15 protein-coding genes and 2 pseudogenes are annotated in these 19937 nt (G+C 45.2%); 7 read left to right on the top strand and 10 right to left on the bottom strand.

The genetic code is table 11. The features are described from left to right. Positions 1-8: 8 nt before the first annotated feature. Entirely contained in the window at positions 9-836 is an 828-nt protein-coding gene (locus D1831_RS14400; RefSeq protein WP_158610657.1) for an aggregation-promoting factor C-terminal-like domain-containing protein, read from the bottom strand. A gap of 406 nt (positions 837-1242) precedes the next feature. Between D1831_RS14400 and D1831_RS09610 the strand changes: the two genes are divergently transcribed. Both D1831_RS09610 and D1831_RS09605 read left to right on the top strand, forming a co-directional pair. After that, positions 1243-2637 carry an aspartate ammonia-lyase gene (locus tag D1831_RS09610; RefSeq protein ID WP_125072726.1) on the top strand — a complete coding sequence of 465 codons (1395 nt, stop codon included), beginning with the start codon at positions 1243-1245 and terminating at the stop codon, positions 2635-2637. Between the two features lie 292 nt (positions 2638-2929). Then, entirely contained in the window at positions 2930-7978 is a 5049-nt protein-coding gene (locus tag D1831_RS09605; RefSeq protein ID WP_125072725.1) for a KxYKxGKxW signal peptide domain-containing protein, read from the top strand. Between the two features lie 29 nt (positions 7979-8007). Here D1831_RS09605 and D1831_RS09600 read toward each other — a convergent pair whose 3' ends face one another. The 6 genes and pseudogenes from D1831_RS09600 to D1831_RS09575 form a co-directional block, all read right to left on the bottom strand. Then, a complete protein-coding gene (locus tag D1831_RS09600; RefSeq protein WP_125072724.1) occupies positions 8008-8613 on the bottom strand; it encodes a DNA-3-methyladenine glycosylase I in 606 nt (201 codons plus the stop codon). A gap of 123 nt (positions 8614-8736) precedes the next feature. After that, positions 8737-10119, bottom strand: coding sequence for a DHA2 family efflux MFS transporter permease subunit (locus tag D1831_RS09595; RefSeq protein ID WP_125072723.1), 1383 nt, complete (start codon positions 10117-10119; stop codon positions 8737-8739). A gap of 123 nt (positions 10120-10242) precedes the next feature. Further along, positions 10243-10743, bottom strand: a pseudogene (locus D1831_RS09590) (N-acetyltransferase family protein). 312 nt (positions 10744-11055) lie between these two features. Continuing rightward, the gene (locus D1831_RS09585) at positions 11056-11370 is read right to left on the bottom strand and encodes a hypothetical protein (protein WP_125072722.1); all 315 of its coding nucleotides are present in this window, start codon (positions 11368-11370) and stop codon (positions 11056-11058) included. Positions 11371-11462: 92 nt separating this feature from the next. Then, positions 11463-12008, bottom strand: a complete 546-nt coding sequence (locus D1831_RS09580; RefSeq protein WP_125072721.1) for a hypothetical protein — start codon at positions 12006-12008, stop codon at positions 11463-11465. Between the two features lie 12 nt (positions 12009-12020). Beyond that, positions 12021-12548, bottom strand: coding sequence for a GNAT family N-acetyltransferase (locus D1831_RS09575; protein ID WP_125072720.1), 528 nt, complete (start codon positions 12546-12548; stop codon positions 12021-12023). 247 nt (positions 12549-12795) lie between these two features. On the opposite strand from D1831_RS09575, the pseudogene D1831_RS09570 reads away from it, so the two are divergent. Continuing rightward, positions 12796-12939: pseudogene (locus D1831_RS09570) on the top strand (metal ABC transporter substrate-binding protein); the annotation flags it as partial. A gap of 80 nt (positions 12940-13019) precedes the next feature. On the opposite strand, the gene D1831_RS09565 reads toward D1831_RS09570, so the two are convergent. From D1831_RS09565 to D1831_RS09555, 3 genes are all read right to left on the bottom strand, one after another. Further along, positions 13020-13409 (bottom strand): iron-sulfur cluster biosynthesis family protein, encoded by a 390-nt coding sequence (locus D1831_RS09565; protein ID WP_125072719.1) that lies wholly within the window; start codon positions 13407-13409, stop codon positions 13020-13022. 135 nt (positions 13410-13544) lie between these two features. Beyond that, positions 13545-14087, bottom strand: coding sequence for a LysM peptidoglycan-binding domain-containing protein (locus D1831_RS09560; protein ID WP_125072718.1), 543 nt, complete (start codon positions 14085-14087; stop codon positions 13545-13547). 391 nt (positions 14088-14478) lie between these two features. Beyond that, complete coding sequence (locus D1831_RS09555; protein WP_125072717.1) at positions 14479-15066, bottom strand: LysM peptidoglycan-binding domain-containing protein; 588 nt, start codon at positions 15064-15066, stop codon at positions 14479-14481. 702 nt (positions 15067-15768) lie between these two features. Here D1831_RS09555 and D1831_RS09550 point away from each other — a divergent pair. The 4 genes from D1831_RS09550 (at position 15769) to D1831_RS09535 (ending at position 19790) form a co-directional block, all read left to right on the top strand. After that, complete coding sequence (locus D1831_RS09550) at positions 15769-17151, top strand: glycoside hydrolase family 1 protein (RefSeq protein ID WP_125072716.1); 1383 nt, start codon at positions 15769-15771, stop codon at positions 17149-17151. After that, positions 17151-18626 (top strand): PTS sugar transporter subunit IIC, encoded by a 1476-nt coding sequence (locus D1831_RS09545; protein ID WP_125072715.1) that lies wholly within the window; start codon positions 17151-17153, stop codon positions 18624-18626. Before D1831_RS09550 ends, D1831_RS09545 begins: the two co-directional genes overlap by 1 nt. Positions 18627-18662: 36 nt before the next feature. Then, complete coding sequence (locus D1831_RS09540) at positions 18663-18989, top strand: PTS sugar transporter subunit IIB (protein ID WP_125072714.1); 327 nt, start codon at positions 18663-18665, stop codon at positions 18987-18989. A 369-nt stretch (positions 18990-19358) separates the two neighbouring features. Further along, positions 19359-19790 carry a PTS glucose transporter subunit IIA gene (locus D1831_RS09535; RefSeq protein ID WP_125072713.1) on the top strand — a complete coding sequence of 144 codons (432 nt, stop codon included), beginning with the start codon at positions 19359-19361 and terminating at the stop codon, positions 19788-19790. The last annotated feature ends 147 nt before the right edge of the window (positions 19791-19937 follow it).

Raw genomic sequence — 19937 nt, 5'->3', positions numbered from 1 at the left:
ACTCAGTATTAGTACCAATTATGACGGAGCCAGAAACGTTTGGCGTTAGTCCATGATCCGTAGCGACCAGCCACGTACTTATTGGCAACCTTTTCTTGGTTAACGGCGGAATAGTTTCCGTGTAAGTAGGCGGTTAGTAATTGGTAACGACCGTAACAATGGCCATTACGGGCGGTATAACTGTAACGGGATTCGTGATAGGCAATCCATTTTTTAGCAGCTCTTTGAGCCTTAGAAAGTTTAGCGTTGATCTTGGCAATCTGTTGCCGTTGGGTCAACTTTTTCTTTTTAGCTTTTTTAGCAACTTTTTTGGTAGCTTTCTTTTTAGCTTTTTTGGTTACCTTTTTAGCAGCAGCCTTTTTAGCTGCTTTTTTCGTTACCTTTTTGGTGGCGACTTTTTTAGTCTTCTTGGCCGTTTTTTTAGTAGCCTTCTTGGTTACTTTTTTGGTGACCTTCTTAGTCGTGGCCTTTTTAACTTTCTTGACTGCTTTTTTAGTAACTTTCTTAGCAGCGGCCTTCTTAGCTACCTTCTTGGTTGTAGCTTTTTTAACGGCTTTCTTAGTTGCTTTTTTCGTTACCTTTTTAGTCGCCGTTTTCTTAGTGGCCGCCTTTTTCACAACTTTTTTAGTGGTGGTAGTGGCCGCGCTGCTGGTAGAAGTTGCACTGCTCTGGCTAGTACGACTACTGCTGACAGCGCTCTGATCAACAACGGACGATGTTGATGCCGAGTTATCGGTAGTTGCCGCTTGAGCCGCAACGTTAGCACTTAAGCCTAAGCCGCAACTAACAACTAATAAACTGATGATTGATTTTATTTTAGATTTTCCTTTTTTCATGTATGTAAACTTCCCCGTTCGTCAAAATTCTTAACCCTAATGAGTAGGATACTTTAAGAATGTTGCAGTTGTGTTACTAAGCCGTTACTAGGCCGTTAAAAAAACGTCACGATGGATAAAAATTAGTAAAGTAGCTTGACAGGTGGTGGCGTTTCGGACGGGAAAACAATAATACTCAGCGGAAAGTCAGTACTATTCTAATTGGTCTATGAAAGCCCATTTTACTATCACTTATTTATTTTAAGTGAACGCTGAAATTAGCTAATCAATTCTAAATAAAAGCGCTTAGCAAGTTAATTTTGTGAAAATCCGCCGTTTAACCGTTGTTAATTTTCATAAATGGTCTAAACTCTAAGTTGTTCATGTGAGAAGTTCTAACATGAAATCTAATTGAGAGGGTTTTGACATGCGAATTGAAGAGGATTGTATTGGTAAAATGGCAGTTAAGGACGACGCTTTATATGGTATTCATACGGTACGTGCGGTTCACAACTTTCCAGTTACGAAAGAACGCATGAACCCGCTACTCATTCATAACTTAGTTCAAATTAAAAAGGCCGCTGCCGAAGTTAACTTCAAGGCGGGAACGTTGACTGCGGATAAAAAGCAAGCCATCGTCACGGCCTGCAACCAACTGCTGTTGGGGCAGCACGCGGATAGTTTTATTGTACCGGCAATTCAGGGCGGTGCGGGGACTTCGGCTAACATGAACGTTAACGAAGTGGTAGCTAACTTAGCACACCGGTTGAACCCGGCCGTTGCGGTGCATCCCAACGACGATGTTAACCAGTCGCAATCAACTAACGATACGTTTCCGAGTGCTGGCAAAATGGCGTTACGGCAACAGTTACCCGGCTTGTTAGCGGCGATTGGGCAACTGGTCCAGACGTTATTGGTTAAATCTAAACGCTATCAGGATGCCATCAAAGTTGGGCGGACGCAGCTGGAGGACGCGGTTCCCACCACGTACGGCCGGACGTTTCACGCCTACTATCAGCTATTTAAGCGCGACTTAGCCCGTGTTCAAACGGCGGGGAACCATTTACGAGTAGTCAACCTCGGGGGAACGGCAATTGGAACTGGAATCAACGCCACTAGGTATTACCAGACACATATTATTGACGTGTTGAACCACAACACACACTTAGCATTAAAATTAGCACCCGATTTAGTTGACGCTACTCAAAACTGTGATCTATTCGTTGAGTTTTCCGGAGCGATGAAGACGTTAGCAACCGACCTTTCAAAGTTCAGCAACGACTTACGGCTATTAGCGAGCGGCCCACAGGCGGGACTCGGTGAGATCAATTTACCAGCCAAACAGGCGGGATCGTCGATTATGCCTGGTAAGGTCAATCCAGTTATTCCCGAAGTTGTTAACCAGGTTGCTTTTGAAGTAATTGGTAACGACGTCACGGTCACAATGGCTTCGGAAGCGGGTCAGTTAGAATTAAACGCCTTTGAACCCATTATGTTACGAGCGTTACTGGAAAGTGAACGGCATTTACAGCAGGCGCTTCACACCCTCGTGAAGAACGGTGTACGTGATTTGACCGTTAACCGTCAGCGGTGCGCCGCACAAGTTGAACATTCTACGATTACTGCGACCGTGCTATCACCGTACTTGGGCTACGAAAAAACCACTGCACTGATCAAGGAAGCCCTCGCAACTCACCAATCAGTTCCAACGTTGTTACGTGCACGCCACTTGTTAACGGAGGAGGCTATTAATCAGCTATTCTCACCAGCGGGCCTGACTCATCCAAGAAATAATAAATTAATTTTAGCCGACCAAGCATAATATTTATTTATAATAAGCAACCCCACTTGCGATTACTAGACGCGTAAGTGGGGCTTTTTATTCGCTATTTGGGGTTGAATGGCACTTTGAATTCCCATTAATGTTAACGGACGTTAAATTTAATAGCAATCATTTTCTAAATAGTATTAATAATTATTATAATTCAATAATTTTTATAATTCGTTGTATAAAATGTACCATTGAACTTAAATAATCCTAGTGATAAAGTTTAGTCGAATATAATGATTAACGTGCTTAATATATAAACGGCTTTTAACTGGGGGACGACGTTATGATGAATGAGAAAGTGCACTTTAAACTTTATAAATCAGGTAAAAAATGGCTGGTTGCTGCAATTGGTGTGGCTACTCTAAGTGTGGGGTTAAGTCAGGCTCCCGGCGTTAAAGCGGACACGGTAAGTGAAGGGCAGTCATCAGCGGATTCGAGTCAAACGACGAGTTCTAGTAGTTCGAGCAACGTGGTTCCGCTTAAATCAGGGACGCAAACGACTCAAACTTCGGGTTCAAATAATACTGAGGAAACCAATAGTTCGGTTACGGCTAGCTCGGAAACGGATAAGAAGTCTGAAAACGAGAATGCTAGTTCGTCAAGTATATCAACTAAGACTGGTGGAACAGTAACTACTCAGAATGATAGTAGTAATCAGGACAACCACGTTGATACTAGTAGCAATCTGAGTACCAACGATGACACTACCAGCAATGAAACGGATGCAGGTGATACGGCGGGGAAAAGTACGGGTACGGAAACCAAACAAAGTTTAATGCGTTCTACCCGGACGTTTGTTGCTGAAGGTGCCAGCTTAACGGATAATGCAGTCACGACTCAAGCGTCACCAACTATGCCAGCCGTGGTTAATGACGCGGATGCCAAGGCGCCAACGGCTACTGACAATCATCCGGTTAACAGTCAAGTTACCATTACGGCAACCAACGCACAGGGAACGGTAACGTCGAATCCGTCGACTTACGTAAAATCGAGTGGATCGGTTACTGACTTAGTTGATCAAAATGCGACCAACTTAACCGTTAATTATACGTTGAAAAATACAACGGATACCAGCCAGGCCGTTAATCCTGAATTTACATTACCTAAAAATGCTAATAGAAATGACGCACAGTGGTTGTTGAGTGATGATGTGAGTGAAGATACGTTTACTAAGAATGTTCCGACGAATTTCGTTGTGAAATATACTGCAGATGGCTGGAACTTTTACACGTGGGATGAAATTAAGAGTAAGAACATTAAAATGTCCGATATTATTGGCTTTCGGACGGATGGTAATTTAGCTGCTAACGCAGAATTTACCGTTTCAGTACCGCTAGTAGCCGCCAATACGGTTACGGGTAATAACAATACAACGGTGAGCATTTTGGGAATGGGCTCTAACGTAAGCGATACATCCCTTCAATATCAAACTGTTGAACCGGTAAAGGTGGATGGTCAATTACGAGCGGTGACGTTAGTAAGTGCTGGTAATTCAAGTACACCGGCCGTGTATGCTCAAGCTTCAGCGGCTGTCCAAAGTCAGATGCCAGATTTATCGTCAATTAAATATACGGTTTTGAACAATAACAAACAGGCAAGTAGTTACACTAATCTGTATGCTGGTAACTATATCCAAATTAATTTGGACAGCACTGGGCTTTCGAACATTGCGCGTCAAAATGGTTACATTGTAACACCGTACACAACAACTCAAACGTATGAGCTGGGGGGAAACTTAACTCCAACAGTTACCGGTACGGATGAGACTGCTACTAATTATGCACCGTACGTTTACGTCGTATTACAGGAGGTTTTCACAACTAAGAATTTGAACCTCCTAGGTGGGGATTCTTGGAACAGTCTTGATAACCTTGTTACTGCCAAGGATTATAATGGCAAAAATATGGATACTAATAAAATTACGGTAACGGTCAACGACCCGAACGGTATTATTAAAAACGGGACGGCTGTAAAAAATGGAACGTTTACGGTGACGTACGCTGCAAATGTTCTTTGGCAAGACGTGACGGCGATGGCAACGGTGACAGTTTCCGGTGCTCAAACGGTTAACTTTGTTGATTCTAAAGGGACCGTTGTGGGCACTACGGGTGTATCAACCAGGGATGGAAACGTTCAAAATATAAGTTCACATGTTCCTGCAAATTACCGGTTAGCCAGTGGCGTCAGTGGTGACATAACGGTGACCGGCAGTGGGACACCGATTGTTGTAAACGTCGTGTTAGATGAACAAACTTATACAGTTAATTTTATTGATCAGTTTGGTAAAGTAGTTGGTACCACGACCGCTACTGGCATTAATGGTGATCAGAGTGACGTAACCAAAGCTTTACCAGCCGGCTACGTTCTGGATGACGGTGTAGATGGAAACTTAACGTTAACGGGCAGCACCGCCGCACCAATTACGGTGCAAGTTGTGAATTCTAACGCCTTAGCTAATGCGGATAGCCCCATTCCAGCAATTACTAACGATCCCAACGGGGTAGCTGATACGGTGACTGATGCCATCATTGCAACCGGTCAGCTATCTGCAACTAACAAACAGGGAACTTCACTTTCACAAACAACTAATTATACAAATGGCGGTGCAATTATTGATGCTAATGCGACCAGCATTGCAGCGGTTTTTCGCCTTAGCAATACAACGTCGGCTGCTATTCAGGATGATGATTTAGCACGTTTTTATTTGCCGCGGAATAATGATTCTAACAGCAACTATACCCAGCTTACGTTAGCCGACGGGACTAGCGAAAAGGCTTTTGAGGATAACTTACCCGAGGGCTTGACGGTAACGTATTCACTAGATGGTTATAATTTTTACTCATGGCAAGCATTACAAGCCATGAATGCGAACCTGCAGAATATTAAAGCTTTTCAAGTTGGTGGAACGATTGCGGCCAATAGTGCCCACACGTTCACGCTGCCACTGAAAGTTTTGAAAGCAGATTATTATAAGTTATCCGGTGTGGATTACATTGGGGCGACTAGTGAGCCAGGAGTTATTAATCGGTGGCGGAGGTTGCCGTTTCGGTTAGCAAAATCTGAAGATGTTAATATGACGGGACAGTACGAAGCGGTTACGGTGATTAAGTTGGGGCTTGAATACCAACAAGCGCCAGCTGACATTCAGGCCTTAATGCCAAGTGTTAAGGATGGTGACGTTACCTATTATAATTTCTTTAATACTAACGGTGCAAAGTCTAGTAAACACACTTATTCTGGTGGTATTACGGTGGTTAATTTGGCGAACATTGACTTTGCAGACCTTGTTAAATCACACGGATACACGTTGCTGTTAAATACGGATAGTTCTGGAACCCCTCAAACTGTGTATTCTTATCAAAGTTATGAGGATAGTGCCGGTGTTCAGGTTATCGGTAACGGGGAGGGCGATGGGACACAGCTTGCACCCGCTATCTACATTACGTTACGTAAGGTTGTTTCGACCCAGGATCAATCGTTAAAGGTTGGCGATGATTGGCAACCTTTATCCGGTTTAGCTTCCGTTAAGAGCAATGATGATCAGTTATCAAGTGCTACTGATGTGGCAAACGATGTAACGGTTACTTTGAATGATCCAGCGGGAATTGTTGAAAATGGAAAGGTCGTTAAAACGGGTACGTTTACCGTAACTTATTCGTATCAGGTCGCTGATAACTATAATGGAAAAGGTGAACCGTACGTGGTTTCCAATACAGCCACCATCACGGTTAACGGTGATTACGTCGTTAACTTTGTTGACCCGGCCGACCCGAATACCGTGTTAGCAACCACAACACTAACCGACCAAATGGCTGATGGTACGGTGGACGTAACGAAGTTCAAACCCACTGGTTATGATTTTGTTCAGGGCGAAAACGGTTCGGTTACGCTTTCTAATGATCCAAGTACCCCGATTACGTTAAACGTGGTTAAGACGGCTAAACAGTACACCATTAACTACGTGAACGCTGATGGGACGGTTTTGAAGACGGTGACGGCGACTGGTTCGTTAGCTGAACAGTTAGATTTGAGTACGGATAAACCAGCTGATTACAGTTTGGTTGACCCAACGAGTGCGGATGTTACCTTGACCGAAGCTTCGGTTCAAGCCTTTAACGTACCAGTTGAAAAAACGCAACATTCGTACACGATTCAAATTAACGACGTGGATGGGACCAATCTCAGCACGTTAACACTGGACGGAACGAATGGTGAAACCGTGGACTTAACGAAGAACATTCCGGCTGATTATCAATTAGCAACCGGGTACAGTGCCAGCGTCACGTTGAATGACCCGGAAACTGCTAAGGTGATTAAGGTTGAACGGGTTTCAAAGACCTATACGGTTAACTTTGTTAACGCGCAAAACCAAACTGTTAAAACGGTAACCTTTAGTGGCAAAACTGGTGAGCGGTTATCCGTTGCTAAGGACGTACCAACGGACTATCAGCTAGCGACCGGGGTTACGGGGCAATTGACTTTAGCTCAGGATGCGCAGACGCCTATGACGGTTAACGTTGATCGACTCCAGAAGACGTACACGGTTAACTTTGTTGATGCGCAAAACCAAATTATTAAGACTGTGACGTTTAGTGGTACTACGGGTGAAAATAAAGACGTTACGACTGATATACCGGCAGGTTATCAATTAGCGGCTGGGGTGAGCGCCCAGTTAACCTTAGCTATGGATGCGACTAAACCTATGACGATTCAACTTAGCGCTAAATCGGCCGCCAGTCAAGGTAGTCAGGCAACGAGCGATTCATCAACGGCATCACAGCCAAGTTCGGTAGCTAGCCAAGCCACGAGTGACCAATCAACGGCATCACAGCCAAGTTCGGTTGCCAGTCAAGCCACGAGTGACCAATCAACGGCATCACAACCAGGTTCGGTAGCTAGTCAAGCCACAAGTGATTCATCAACGGCGTCGCAACCGAGTTCGGTTGCCAGTCAGACTGCTGGAAATCTAGTAACGACTTCACAAGCTTGCCCGGTCACGAGTAATCAACCAATGATGGTTAGTCATCAAGCTAACTTACAAGGCTTACAAGTTAGCCGGCGAGAAATTATGTCAAGTGGTAGTGCCCAACCACAAAACGTTAGTCAAGTTAGCTCCCAAGCACAGCGGGCAGTTTCCGTTAAGGCGGCCCAAGCCGCTGTAATCACTAAGTCTGGTACTAAATCGCAAGCCCAACCAGCGACGGCTCGGCAACGGGCCATGAGCTTACCACAAACGGATGAACGGACATCATCCTTGGCAGTTAGCTTAGGGTTGACCGCTTTGGCTGGTTTGCTCGGCTTGGCGGGATTAGTAAAAAAGGAACGGCGTTAATTTTTAAAAGTCATTAATGAAAGTGTTCGTCAGCGTAAAGCTGGCGGGCGCTTTTTTTGCGGTAGAATGCCTTTTTGATCCAAACGAGCCGTGATGAAGCCGGTGGTGACCATCCAAGCGTGGACGGTGATGGGCCCGGCAAACTTAAACCCGGCGGCCCGTAAACACTTAGACATTCGGTCACCGGAGAGGGTTCGCCGGGGTAAATCATGAAAGTGCGCGACCTCGAGGATGAGCTGGCGGGAATCAACTTGTTGCCATAAATACTGGTCAAACGATCCGTAGTCGTGAATCAACCGTTGAACGACGTTAGCGTTATGGACCACGGCGTTGATTTTGCGGGGATTACGAATGATGGCGGGGTTGTGGAGCAGTTCCTGCACGGTCGTCGGTGTCATTTGCGCAATCTGATCAATTTGCCAGTGGGCGAAGGCCTGATAAAAAGAGTGGCGTTTATTAAGCACCACTTGCCAGTTCAGCCCGGCCGCAAAGCCGCTCAAACTCAGCATTTCAAAGAGTTGGCGGTCGTTATGGGATGGAATGCCCCATTCGTTTTCAAAGTAGCTTCGGTAAGTGGGGTTATCCGGGTAGTAGCGGGTAAACAGGGGGTCGTCATCAAACCAGTTAGTAATCAAACGGAGTCCTCAACTTTCAATTTTGGTAGGAACGGGGTGCCCTACACTACTAACTACGGTAAATTGGATCAGTTTAAATTAAAAAAGTAGCGGTTTTAGGATGTTTTTCCTAAAACCGCTACTTTAACCCTGGGTGGTCACGGTTAAACTCTTTTGGCGGGACAGGTGCCGGGCCACGATTAATGAAATTAGTAATAAAATTAAACAAACGATAAACCCGGCTTCAATGCCGAGGTAGCCGGCACCCGACCAGTGTTGATTAACGTTAGCAACGACCGCGACAATGAGGGCCGTCCCAAACGACGCGGCAACTTGCCGAATGGTGTTGAAGGTGGCAACGCCGTCCGGGACCATGCTGTAAGGGAGCAAACCCAGCGCGTGGGTCTGAAGCGGAATTAACATGGTGACTAAGCCGAGCTGCCGAACGGTTTGAAAAATGGCGAGTACGACGGGCGTACTATTAGTACCAATTAAGGCTTGTAAGATGGTCCCAGTACAGTCGATGGCCAGCCCACAAAAGACCAGAATACGAACGTCTAAACGGTCGTATAAACGACCACTGAGTCGGGAAAGGGTTCCCGTTAAAATAGCGCCGGGCAAGATGACCAGTCCGGAAACTAAGGCACTACGGTGTTGAATTGTTTGAATCAGTAACGGTAATAAAATGGCGTTACCGTACATGGTCGCGGTAATCAGGGTGTTAATGGTGGTAGCGACCACGAATTGGCGGTGGTTAAACACGTGTAGGTTGATCAAGGATTGTTCACGATGACGCTGTGAACGGTAGAACAGTCCCGTAAAAATCAGGCCGAGCAGGATCAGCCCGGCCACGTTCCAGGAAAGCAGGTCGGCCGTTGAGATACTGGAAAGCCCCATTAATAATGACCAAAGTCCGATACTGATCAGGATGAAGCCCCGACCGTCAAAACGGGGCAGTTCGTTGTGGGCAATGTTGGGCAAAATGGCGATTGAAGCAATTAGGGTTAAAACAATAAACGGAATAATGACAATGAATAAATAACGCCACGATAAGTAGTCTAAGATAACCCCCGAAACGGTCGGTCCAATAATGGGGGAAAAGTTAAAGGCTAAACCAATAATTCCCATAATTGCACCTTTTTTCTCGGGTTGGGCGTAACGAATTGCCAGGACGTTCACAAGGGGCATCATCATACCGGCACCCACGGCTTGAACCATGCGGGCAATGATGACCACGATGAAGCGTGTTCCGGTCGCACCGAGGAGGGTCCCAACTAGAAAAATAGCGGTAGCGATGATGAATAGGTGTCGGAATGAAAACCGCCGAATTAAAAATGCACTGACCGGAATCATGAGTGCGTTAACGAGCATGTAGCCGTTCGTGACCCACTGGACCTGTGCTTCGGTCACGTGAAAAACGGTCATTAATTGTGGTAAGCCGGTGTTCATTAGTGTTGAGCAGAGAATCCCGAAAAAGGTCCCAAACACCATCACGATGAGTGACCGGGCAATGCGTGGATTGGTCAATGGTACGCACTTCCTTAATTAGATTTTTTAAAACGTACTCTTTCCAGCCTAGCACCCCATAGTTAATTGTCAATTGTATAAAAAATCGTTTCCCAATAAGCGGAAAACGATTTCTTAGAAAATTTAGTTAAAGTGGCGTCCTAAAATATCCAGGCTCCGTCGCTGACCATCCATTTTAGCAACGTTAGGTAGGTGGCCCCAACGTTCAAAACCGTTCTTTTTAAAAAGTCCCTGACTAGGGATGTTGTGGCTGAAGATAAAAGCAACGATGGTATCCAGTTTTAACGCGGTTAGTTGCTTAAAAACAAAGTCTAGTGATTGCTGACCGAGACCATGGTGGCGAAAGTCTTTGTCAATATAGATGCTGATCTCAGCAGTTTAACCATACGCCGGTCGTCCATAAAAGGATTCTAAACTGACCCAACCAGCGATTTTTCCGTCACTAGTTTTTATGACCCACAGTGGTCGACTAGTTGGATCAAAACTGGTAAACCAGTCCTCTCGTGAAGCAACGCTGACGGGTTCCAAGTCCGCGGTGGCGAGCCGACTTGGAATGATTTCATTATAAATATGAACGATGGCCGGTAATTCGGCGTGAGTTGCGATTTCGAAACTAATTTGCATATTTTCAGCCCCTTTGTATAGCTGATAGTATAGGCGTTATGGTTCATTAGTGCCACGTCACATGGTGGTGTATTTTTACCTGTAATATGTTGCTTTTATGACACACTTCCGTTTCATTTGAATTTAATGAATTGGTGCTACGCCGATGATGAGTTAATCTGTTTGTTGACATCGATTTGTTAGCAAAAACGGCCTTTTATGAATTTAATTATTTTTGATTTCGTTTAACCCGGGGTATTTTGGACGTTTTTGCCAATTAAAAATCCCTCCCAGACGTCAATCTGGAAGGGATGCGTTTGTTTAGTTATCGAATTAATGAATGTAAACCGTAACTAAGGTCACAAGTCCAAAAATGATGCCAGGAAAGTTTGATATGATCACTGGCCAGTCTTTGTAGGTTTTGCACCAACCGTAGCCCACCCATAGAGTGGCGTTGACCATGGCGACCGCTGGTTGGAGCGGTGAAACCGGGTTGCCGGACAAATTAGAAATAATTTGTGGAATGTAAGAAATGTACATTAACGTACACGTCAACACGGCAAACTTGCTCATTAGTTTAAGGTATTTAATTCGTTTAGTAGAAACCTCAATTTTATCCTTATCATCGACTTTATTGTCAACACGCATAAATTAAAAATCAGTCCTCCTATAAAATGTTCACTTGTTACATCTTAAATGGTAACACGGACGAACATTGGGGCGCTAGTAAACTAACTTGTTTAATGGTGTTTGACAATGATGAGGTTATCCAGCATGGCGTAGATTTTTTTCGTTGCGTGGTCGGCTTGAGTTTGCTCTAAAATGCGGGCTTCACTAATCTTTGCGGTCTGATCCTTAGCAAAGGTGTGTACGCCGAAACTATCGTAAGTTACGGTACCGGCTGAACTGATTGTAAACCAGTTTGGCTGCAACTGCTTGGCCTCGTCCTTAATATTCTTGTCCGGCCAAACGAGGTACTTCGGTTGACCGTGGTTCGGGTAAATCTCAACTTGCCAACCGCGGTTAAAATCGGAGACTTCCTGCCAGCGCTGAATTTTAAGGTGTTTGACCGCGTAGTAAATAATGCTAGCGTATCGCAACTTGGGGTGTTGTTGCCAAGTCTTTTTGGTAATTGGTTGCAGCGGTTTAGTCGTAGCTTTTTTAGCAGCTTTGGGTGTGGTAGCTGGCGCGGAGGCCGTGTTGGTGCGGTGGTTCATCACGCCAACAACGCCGCCAATTATTAGTAAGCCCAACACCAACAGTCCCCACCAATAACGTTTTTTCATCCCACCAGACACCTAGAGGTTGAACGCCTGAGAATAACTGACCGTACCGTGAATGCCATCGAGACCGTTGGGGGCCAGTGACTTGATCATGTACGCGTCACTCGGTACGTCAAATGGGGCCTGAATATCAAACTGATCTGCCGGACGGTAACCAAACTTTGTGTAGTAGTCCGGCCAACCGAGGATGCTAATGTAGGTAGCCCCGGAAATGCGGGCCCGTTGTTCTAGTTTTTGCAAGATCCGCCGGCCGACGCCTTCTTTTTGGTGAGCCGGGGCAACGGCCAAGGGAGCCAGGGCTAAACCGGTCGTGGTAGTTGTCCCGTCACTAATTGTAATGGGACTAAGCAGGCCCATGCCAACGGGGCGCATCAGACCGTCAAAGGCCACGACTTCTAGGTAAGACTGGTAGGCCGGGTCCTGACGAATGGCGTGAACAAGTTCAACTTCACCGTCGTAACCGTGTTCCGTTTCGGTAAAAGCGGCTTTAATCAGTTGGTCAACGGCTTCAAAATCGGCCGGTTGGATCGTTTTAATTTGCATGGTTCTCTCCTTAATGAACTGGATTGAGTTCTGATAACTGTGTATTTCGGCTAAGCTTGCAGATACTTAGAGTAGGCTTAGTAATCGCATTCAAAGATTGATTATGGAGGAGTTCACTTAGCTTGTCCAGTATATTTGGTCATTTAAAATGCTAGCAGGTGTCCAAAAGTTGAGCATGTACCGAGTCGTTACTTCTCTGAATTAAATACTTGCAAAGTGCGCTGAAACATCGGCAGCGGGCCTGTTTGTGGATAACATGTCAAAACTAGCCAAGCAAAATAACGTTCCGGTCCTAAAAATAACAGAAACGATGCCGGCGAATACGACTTATCCACAGTGGATGTTGCGGCAGTACCAGCAATTAAACCGGTTATTAACCAAGGAACGTTAACCAATGCAATATTACGGGTCATACAAAAAAACTATCCCCAATTAAAACGTGCAATGCGTTCTAATTCGGGATAGTTAGTTTTAACGTGCGGGGTTATTTTTAACACCGTTTGGATCGGTAAAGTCGATGAAACCAACGTTATCATCGATCATGCCGGTTTCACCAGTCAGTTGCCAGGTGCTTTGGTGAACGTTTAATTTGAGGGTCATCTGACGTTGTAATTCGGTTTGGGAGTAGCCTTTGATCAATACCGGTCCCAAGTTTGAGTCAAGGGTCACGTCGTAGCCGTCGACGGGGGCTGATCTAGCAACGACGTTCACGGTAAATTGGGTCTGCATGTGGTAGGCCGCGTGTTGTGAGTAGGTGCCAACACCGTCTTCAAAGGTTAACAACAGTCGCTTATCTGCGGTCAAATGGGGTTGTAACTTGTTAATAATTTCCTCCGTAAACGTTAATGGTAAAGTTGTCATAATAAAGGCCTCCAATTTCACTTACTTTTTGTTAGTGAAATCATAACACCATTACCAATAAAAGGCAATTAAGCCTAAAAAGAAGTCGTCAATGAGCTGACGACTTCTTTTTAGATTTAATCTATATTTTGAATTTTAGAGGGCCCAGGCAGCCATCCCCTGCGCGTTGTAGAGGGCCACGGCGGCGTCAACTTGTGCTTCAACGGAACCGCTAGAGATGTGCATGTTTTGGAATAAACCATACGCACCACTTGAACTGTTCACGACGTTTGGCTGCCAGTTAGATTCGCGGGTGATAATGGTGTTCCAAGTTGAAGCGGAAACACCGGTCCGGGATTCCATTTGGCTCAAGACGTAGCTCTTTAAGTTGCTACCAGTGTACGTTGACGACGATGAAGAACTAGTTGAGGTAGTGGTCGTCTTCTTTGAACTGGTAGTACTCGTTGCATTGCTACCGCCAATCGTCAAGGTTTCACCGGGATGGATGGTGTGATTACTAATGTTATTGGCAGTTTCCACAGCACTCATGGTGGTGTTAAATTTTTGTGAAATGGCCCATACCGAGTCACCTGATTTAACGGTGTAAGTTGTTGCGGCGTCGGCGGAGGTTGCCCCGGCGAACAGTAATGCTGCGGCAGCAACGGAAGTCGTTAAGGCGGTCGTTAAAAGTTTTTTCAAATTATACACTCCTATATTCTGTGAAAGTTGCGGGTTACTTAACAATGAACATAGTATAGCGCACCCACGTTACGTGCGAATTTCACGGATTTTAAGCTTAGATGGCAGGACGTGACAGAAAAAGGATCGAGTTGTAACGTTCGTCACTTAGTTTAAGAGGGGGATTAACGCTGGAACCCCCGTGTAACGGGAAAAATTAACGATTATCAGGGTGCAAACGTGTTAAGAATATGACAAGGATATTAATATTTACTTATTCAGTTAATTAATTAGATAGCGACAATGCTAGTTGGAGGTCCACTGCTAACGCCTTGTTTGCGGGGCTTTACCAACAAAAAAAGTCCAGTGACCGTAGTCGCTGGACTTTGAAATATTCAAATGAACGCTAGGCTTAAAGTGCCCAAGCAGCCATCCCTTGTGCTTGGTATAAAGCAACGGCGGCGTTAACTTGTTCTTCAACGGAACCGCTAGAGATGTGCATGTTTTGGAATAAACCGTACGCACCACTCGTGCTGTTCACAACGTTTGGTTGCCAGTTAGATTCGCGGGTGATGATAGTGTTCCAAGTTGAAGCGGAAACACCGGTCCGGGATTCCATTTGGCTCAAGACGTAGCTCTTTAAGTTACTACCATTGTAGCTAGAAGTTGTTGCTGAGCTCGTCGTTGATGACGTGTTAGTCGTAGCAGCCTTGCTAGTGGTGGTTGCCGCTTTAGTCGCAGTTGCAGTCGTTGACGCGTTGTTAGTGGTCGTCTTAGAACCAATGGTGATCTTTTGGCCAGGTAAGATGAAGTGGCCCTTAATGTTATTCGTTGATTCGATCTTGTTAATGGTTGTGTTGAACTTTTGGGAGATGGCCCAAACTGAGTCGCCAGCTTTAACGGTGTAAGTTGAGTCGGCGTTGGCGGTTAAAACGCCGGCAAACAATAAACTAACGGCGGCTGCTGAGGTGGTTAAAATAGTACTGACAATTTTTTTCAAGGTATACACTCCTATAATTTGTGAACATCGATTAGTATCAAATTTTATATACGTTGCTTCTCTTTCGCTCTCGCTTAACAACAGAACCCAGTCTAACCCCGGTGTGTTACTTGTAAGTATCGCGAATTTTAAGAACGTAAGGCAAATGTTACGAAAACGGTGGCTGTTGTAATTTTTGTAATGGTTTTGACATCTTCATAAAAAGTGATAAATTCGCTACCAATCCCCGTGTGAGCGGGGAAAGTGACTAGGTTAAGGCTGCCCTTAAATGAAGTTTGTTACGGAAAATACGGGGTGTGAGGCGTTGCGATTTATTGTAAAAATTATCGTTTTTTAGCAAAAAAAGCGACTTTTTCTAATAATAAAGTCATTTTTGGGCCCAATTAACCATTAATAAGTAGGGCCACCGCGGTCACAATTGCCTAAATTAAGTCCGAATCGGCACTTCAGCACTCTAATATCCGCCGGAACGGGCACGCATTTAGTCAATAACGTGCCGTGTTTTGGAGAGCACGTGATAATTGGTCTAAACGTTAAAATGCCTTCAAACCGCATATTATATAGTAGAAAAAAGTAATTGTTCAATCGATAAACGTAAAAGTATACATTTTTAAACAAAAAGTGTTGATTTTGAATTGATAATGCGATAATATTCTCTTTGAAGGAAAACGCTTTCCAAATCTGAAACTTAGGAGGTTTAATATGGAGAAGGAGCGCCAAATGCCCAAAGATTTTTTCTGGGGTAATTCAGTCTCAAGCATGCAAACGGAAGGTGCTTGGAACGTGGATGGTAAAGGCAAGTCGGTTTACGATGTTCGTCCGGCAACGGCCAACACGTCCGACTGGCACGATGCCATTGACGAGTACCACCGTTACGACGAAGACCTGGATTTAATGAAGGATTTGAACATGAACATGTATCGAATCCAGGTTTCCTGGTCACGGGTGATTCCCGACGGTGACGGGGCCGTTAACGAAGCCGGGCTGGCTTTTTACGACCGGTTAGTGGACGGGATGTTAGCCCGCGGGATTCAGCCGATGATTTGTTTATACCATTTCGACATGCCGTTAGCGCTTGCTGAGAGTGAAAATGGGTTTATGTCACGCCACACGGTGGATGCGTTTGTCCGTTTTGGGGAAAAAGTGATCGACCACTTTGCAAACCGCGTGAAGTATTGGATCGTTTTCAACGAGCACAACCTGTACTTTACTGATGAAGTGTTCAATATTTCGGGGTATCTCAAAGGTGAGCGGTCGTTGGCGGATATGTACCGGATTTTTCACCACACGATGCTCGCGCACGCTCGCTTAGACGCCTACGTGCACAGTCATTACGCCGACGTCAAGATCGGTGGGATGCTGGCGTACACGCCCGTTTATCCGGAAACGGCTAAGCCGGTTGATATCATGGCAGCCCGCAAGTCGGATGAGTTTTTAAATAACAACTTGAACGACGCCTACGTGTCCGGCCACTACTCACCGGAGGTTTTACGGTACGTTCAACAAAATGGGATTGATTATGATTTACAAGCCGGGGATACGGAAGTTCTCGCAAAAATGAAAGCGGATTTTTTAGCCTTTAGTTATTATCGTTCCACGGTCATCAACGGCGATAAGTTGCCCGCCGATGCCGCTCCGAACCGTTATCTCAATTATTCGTTTGAGACTAACCGCTTTCTTGAAACCAACGAGTGGGATTGGACCATCGATCCGCTTGGTTTCCGTAACCTGATCACCAAACTCTATGATCAATACCAAGTACCGGTCTTTCCAATTGAAAACGGCATCGGTATTCGCGAACACTGGGACGGTCAGCATATGATCCAGGATGATTTACGGATCAAGTATCACAAAACACATATTCAAGCCATGAAGGACGCCATGTTTATCGACGGTGCCAAGGTCTTAGGTTACCTTGGCTGGGGATTGATCGATATTCCAAGTTCCCACGCGGACATGGAAAAACGGTACGGGGTCGTTTACGTTAACCGTAGTAACCACGACTTGAAAGATTTAAAGCGAGTGCCTAAGAAGTCGTACTACTGGCTTCAAGGGGTCTTAGCAAAAAATGGAGATGAATTGTAATGGATAATAGTAATAGCGGTAATGCTCTTAGCAATTTCATTAACAATAAAGTTTTGCCACCAATTATGAAGTTCGTTAACACGAAACCAGTTAAAGCGTTACAAGACGGGATGGTTTACGCGTTACCGTTTATCATTATTGGGTCGGTCTTCTTGATTTTATCGAACATTCCGATTCCAGCCGTTGCCGCAGCGATGAAGGCTTCCGGTTGGGCAGCGTTCTTTAACCAGGCTTACACGGTAACGTTCGGGGTCCTATCCCTCTGGGCAGCCGTCGGAATTGCCTACGTTTACGTCCGTAATGAAGGTTACGAAGCCTTGCCAGCTGGTTTGACTTCCATGGCCACTTTCTTACTTTTGCAAACGCTTAACATTGCCAACCCGTTAGTTGCCACAATGGGCAAAGCCGGAAGTGGGATCACCAACGCCGCTGGTAAAGTGGTGATGTCCGGTTCCGCCGTTTCAGCTAACATTGATAAGTTACCCAAGGCGTTACAAGACTTTGTTCAAGCACCGGTTACCGGGGTTATTAACATTACCTGGTTAGGTGGTCAAGGGATGATCGCCGCCATCTTAGTAGGGATCTTAGTTGGTTGGTCATACTCCGCCATGATCCGGAAGGGCTGGAAGATCACCTTACCAGAACAAGTGCCCGCAAGTGTTGCTAATCAATTTACGGCCATGATTCCTGCCGGGGTTATCTTAATCGTTTCGATGTTAATCTATGCCGCATTTAGCGCATTTGGTAACACCGACGTGCTTCAATTTATTTACAAAGTATTACAAACACCATTGCAAGGATTATCCGATTCACTCGGTGGGGCCTTAGTTATTGCGTTCTTAGTCCCATTCTTCTGGTTCTTCGGGGTCCATGGTGGTTTGATCATGGGTGCCATTACCAGTGGGTTATTAATTCCAAACACCTTTGACAACGCCACTCTGATGAAAGCCGGCAAATTAACCGTTGCGCAGGGTGCCCACATTGTTACGAACGAATTCTACAACAACTTCATTAACTTAACTGGTTCCGGGATTACTTTAGGATTGGTTATCTTTACGTTGTTTGCCGCTAAGTCCGTTCAATTTAAGACCATTGGTAAAGTTGAATTGGTTCCAGCGTTATTTAACATCAACGAACCATTCTTGTTTGGTTTACCAATTGTTATGAACCCATTCTTGGCCATTCCGTTCTTCTTAACACCAGTGCTGGTTGCTTTGTCAACTTACTTAGTTATTTACTTTGGGATCGTGCCACCACTGAACGGGTTTGCCGCACCGTGGACCACGCCGGCCGTTATTTCCGGGTTCCTGATTGGTGGCTGGAAGATGGCCATTTGGCAAGCACTTACCTTGGTTATGTCAACGGCAATCTACTTCCCATTTGCTAAGAAGTACGATGCAATCTTGAAGAACCAAGAAGACGAAAAGGCCGCTGCGGAAGCCGCGGCCGGTAACGCCGAAGCTGCAAAAATGTAGTGACTTTGTTTTAACGGAAAGGGAGGAACTTTGATTATGGCACAAAAAATTATCATGCTGGCTTGTTCAGCCGGAATGTCAACGTCATTACTCGTTTCAAAAATGGAAAAGGCCGCCGCTGCGGACGGGGTGGATTACAAGATCTTCGCCACTTCGGCTGCCGACATTGATCACCAGTTAGCATCGGATCCGCACCCGGATGTTTTAATGCTGGGTCCCCAGGTCCGCTACATGGCTAACGACGTCAAGAAGAAAACCGATAAGGTCGGGATTCCGATGGACATCATCAACATGTCTGATTACGGCATGATGAACGGTGAAAATGTTTTGCAAGCCGCCGAAAAGTTATTGGGCGACAAGTAGTTTTAATTAAATAACGACTGCTCTTAGAATGATGAATCGTTGATGACGCGATCGACGGTTACCTTTACCATCGTGACTAGGGGCGGTACAGCCAGAATAAACTAACTAACCCTAGATAGTTAGCATTACTCTAAACGGGCCCGGAATTTAATTTTCGGGCCCGTTTTCATGTGTTTAGACGTGACTAGGGGCTTTTTAGACACACGCGCAAGTTTAGGAGAAAGACAAGTAAAATGCCCGGACTAGGATAAATTATCCACAAATGCACATTTTCTGTGGAAAGTTCTTGACCTAAAACCCGTTCGATAAAGTAGGATAACCGTATAGAGAAGTACGGCATGCCATTAAATCAACGGGAGGACTTTTATTATGAGATTATTTTCATTTAGCAAAAAAGTAAAATTATACGCACCGGTTGACGGCACTTTAACGGCTTTAAATAGTACGGACGATACAACTGGTTTTACCGTGGTACCACAACGCCACCACGTTTATAGCCCGGTGAGCGGTACGGTTAGTGCCCTGGCACCGGAACAACACGTCATTGAATTGACTAGTGGCAAGTTAACGGTAAAGTTACAATTAGGAACTGACCAGGGGAGTGGCGCCGCCGCTTACGTTCATGAGGGCGATACGGTTACCCCGGAAACTCCGATCGCGTTTATGGCCCAGGATGATTTAGCCACGGCGGGCGCGGCGGAAATGATTACGGTAATTGTGGATAACACTAAGGGCTTTAACTTATCCACAGGTGGACAAGTTAATCACGACCAGGAAGTTGCGACGGTGGTGGCAAAATAGACCGATTGACACCATGGTTCAATATTATTAATAAAAACAATAAAGTGAACCATCTGGAGTTAGCAAGTGAATGTTAGCTTCAAATGGTTCACTATTTTTAGTTTTTTAAATTAGTTGTGCAATTAAGGATACTAATAGATTGTGTTG

Source organism: Lactiplantibacillus garii, assembly GCF_003885105.1.
GTDB lineage: Bacteria > Bacillota > Bacilli > Lactobacillales > Lactobacillaceae > Lactiplantibacillus > Lactiplantibacillus garii.
Note: the sequence above shows the minus strand (reverse complement) of the source record. Positions and strands in the feature narration are given on the sequence as shown.